At 73.3% G+C, this 2,184-nt stretch carries 1 protein-coding gene and 1 pseudogene; both read left to right on the top strand.

Translation table 11 applies throughout. The features are described 5' to 3' along the window. Positions 1 to 1,203, top strand: a 1,203-nt coding sequence (locus AOK09_RS33390) for an NAD(P)/FAD-dependent oxidoreductase (RefSeq protein ID WP_055590969.1), incomplete at its 5' end; no start/stop codon positions are given. A 563-nt stretch (positions 1,204 to 1,766) separates the two neighbouring features. Beyond that, positions 1,767 to 2,097, top strand: a pseudogene (locus AOK09_RS39730) (hypothetical protein); the annotation flags it as partial. Between the last annotated feature and the right edge of the window lie 87 nt (positions 2,098 to 2,184).

The raw sequence follows: 2,184 nt of genomic DNA, 5'->3' as shown, positions 1-2,184 counted from the left end.
GTCGAGGGCCACGAAGTGGGCTGGGCCGCCTCCGGGCGCAACGGCGGCTTCTGTGCGGCCAGTCTCACCCACGGCTTCGGCAACGGCCTCCAGCGCTGGCCCGGGGAACTCACCCAGCTGGAGAAGCTGGGAGCGGACAACCTCCAGGCCATCGAGCAGGCCGTCACCCGCTACCGCATCGACTGCGACTGGGAGCGCACCGGCGAACTCGACGTCGCCACCGAGCCCTACCAGATCGACTGGCTGCACCAGGTCGCCGAGCAGGTCACCCCGTACGGCATCGACCTCACCGTCCTCGGCCCCGAGGAGGTGCGCGCCGAGGTCGACTCACCGACCTTCCTCGGCGGCCTCTGGGACCGCGACGGCGTCGCCATGGTGCACCCCGCCAAACTCGCCTGGGGCCTCAAGGACGCGTGCCTCCAGCACGGCGTCCGCATCTTCGAGCACACCCGCGCCGCCGCTCTGGAGCACAACGGCAGCGGCATGGCCGTGCGCACCCCCTACGGCCGGGTCTTCACCCGCCGGGTCGCCCTGGCCACCAACGCCTTCCCCTCCCTGGTACGCCGGATCCGGCCGTACATCGTCCCCGTGTACGACTACGCCCTGATGAGCGAGCCGCTGGACGAACGGCAGCTGGCCGCGGTCGGCTGGCGCAACCGCCAGGGGCTGGGCGACTCCGCCAACCAGTTCCACTACTTCCGGCTCTCCGCCGACAACCGCATCCTCTGGGGCGGCTACGACGCCGTCTACCACTACCGGGGCCGGGTACGCAGCGAGCACGACCAGCGCCCGGAGACCTTCCGCAGACTGGCCGGCCACTTCTTCCGCACCTTCCCCCAGCTGGAGGGGCTGCGCTTCACCCACGCCTGGGGCGGCGCCATCGACACCTGCACCCGCTTCTCCGCCTTCCACGGCACCTCCCACCGCGGCAAGGTCGGCTACGCGGCCGGATACACCGGCCTGGGCGTGGGCGCCACCCGCTTCGGCGCCGAGGTCGTCCTCGACCTGCTGGCGGGCGAGCGCACCGAGCGTACGGAGCTGGCCATGGTCAAGGAGAAACCGCTGCCGTTCCCTCCCGAACCCTTCCGCTGGGCCGGGATCGAGCTGACCAAGTGGTCCCTGGACCGCGCCGACCACCGCGCGGGCCGTCGCAACCTCTGGCTCAGGGCGATGGACCGGCTCGGCTTCGGCTTCGACTCCTGACCTCGCCGCGCCCGCCGGGGCCACGCACCGCCACGGCACCGCCCGCCGGGGCCACGCACACCGCGGTGAGCGCGGCATTGCCCGCCGACCCGCACCCCGATGGGCGACACTGAGGCCATGGCAGCAGGAAACGGGCCGGTCGGGCCCCGCACCACAGCCGCCGAGCCCGCCGGGGAGCCCACCGCGGAGGTCCTCGCGCCGGACCAGTCCCGGCTGCTGGCGGCGGTGCTCCCGGCCTGCGCACACCACCATCTGGCCCTGGCCGGAGCACCCGCACTGCGGGCGTACGGCCTGCCGGTCCCCGCCCGGCGCGCGGAGGAACTGGAGCTGGTCACCGGTGACTCGACCCCGGTGACGGCCATCGCGGAGGCCGTGGCCGCGACCGGCCGCGACGCGGGCTGCGAGGCCTCCCCGCCGACCCCGGGCACCCCGCTGCTGGCGAGCCTGCTGCTCACCCCGCCCTATGAGCCGCTCGCCCGCCCGGTGGCGGTCGCCATCGGCAAGCGACCGCTGAGCCATCCACCGGTCTGGACCGATGCGGTCCTCGACCGGCCCGTACCNNNCGAGGACCTGCTGGCGGCGCACGCCCTCTCCGACTGGTTCAGCGAGGGCGAACTGCTCGCCATGGCAGGAGCCCTGGACGAGGACTTCCGTCCCGGAGCGCTCGCGGAGCGGCTCGACAAGCTGGCCTCGCTGGACGACGAGGCCTACCAGCGCTGCGGAGCACCCGCCGACCGCATCGGCGAGGTCAAACGGTGGGCCCTCGCCTGGGCGCAGGACATCACCCTGGACCTCATGGAGGGCCGGGAGGATCCCGACTCCTACTACGAGTCGTACGAGTACCCCGGCGACGGGGAGACCACAGCCGGCACCCGGGAGGCCGACGAGGTGTAAGGCGAACCGCCGACCCGGCGCCACCCTGCTCGTTGAGCATCCCGCGGGCCCGTCGGACACTGGACATCGCGAGGCATTCCCCCGCGG

Origin of the sequence: Peterkaempfera griseoplana (genome assembly GCF_001418575.1) — a bacterium.
GTDB classification, from domain to species: domain Bacteria; phylum Actinomycetota; class Actinomycetes; order Streptomycetales; family Streptomycetaceae; genus Peterkaempfera; species Peterkaempfera griseoplana.
Note: the sequence above shows the minus strand (reverse complement) of the source record. Positions and strands in the feature narration are given on the sequence as shown.